1 pseudogene is annotated in these 788 nt (G+C 73.0%); it reads left to right on the plus strand.

What is annotated here, in order from left to right:
* Positions 1 to 788: pseudogene (locus G7A99_RS22325) on the plus strand (GNAT family N-acetyltransferase); the annotation flags it as partial.

A 788-nucleotide genomic window follows, 5' to 3' on the forward strand; every position in this document is an offset into this window, starting at 1 on the left:
GGCGACCTCCTCGACTACCTGGCCAACGACCCGGACACCGGCGCGATCCTCCTCTACGTCGAGGCCATCACCGATGCGCGCAAGTTCATGTCGGCGGCCCGCGCGGCCTCGCGCATGAAACCGGTGATCGTGGTGAAATCCGGCCGCCATGCCGAGGGCGCACGGGCCGCGGCCTCACACACCGGGGCGCTGGCGGGCTCCGACAAGGTCTACGACGCCGCCTTCCGGCGCGCCGGCATGCTCCGGGTGGACACCCTCGGCGAGCTGTTCGCGGCGGTGGAGACACTGGCTCTCGCGCCCACGCCGAACGGCGACCGCCTCGCCATCCTCACCAACGGCGGCGGCATGGGCGTGCTCGCCACCGACGCGCTGATAGAGCGCGGCGGCCATCTCGCGGAGCTCTCCGAGGAGACCGTCGAGAAGCTCAACGAGCACCTGCCGGCGACCTGGTCCCGCGGCAACCCGGTGGACATCATCGGGGACGCCCCCGGCGAGCGCTACAGCCAGGCCCTGGAGACCCTGATGGCCGCCCGCGAGGTGGACGCGGTGCTCGCGCTCAACTGCCCCACCGCCATCGCCGACCCCGGCGAGGCGGCGGGGGCGATCGTCTCCACGCTCGGCCGTCACCGCCGGCGCGGGCGCAAGCCGGTGCTCACGAGCTGGGTCGGCGACTTCCTGGCGGTGCCGGCACGGCGGCAGTTCGCCGAGGCCGGCATCCCCACGTACACCACCCCCGAGGGCGCCGTGCGGGCGTTCATGCACGTGGTCGAGTTCCACCACAACCAGCT

This window comes from Arhodomonas sp. KWT (genome assembly GCF_010993615.1).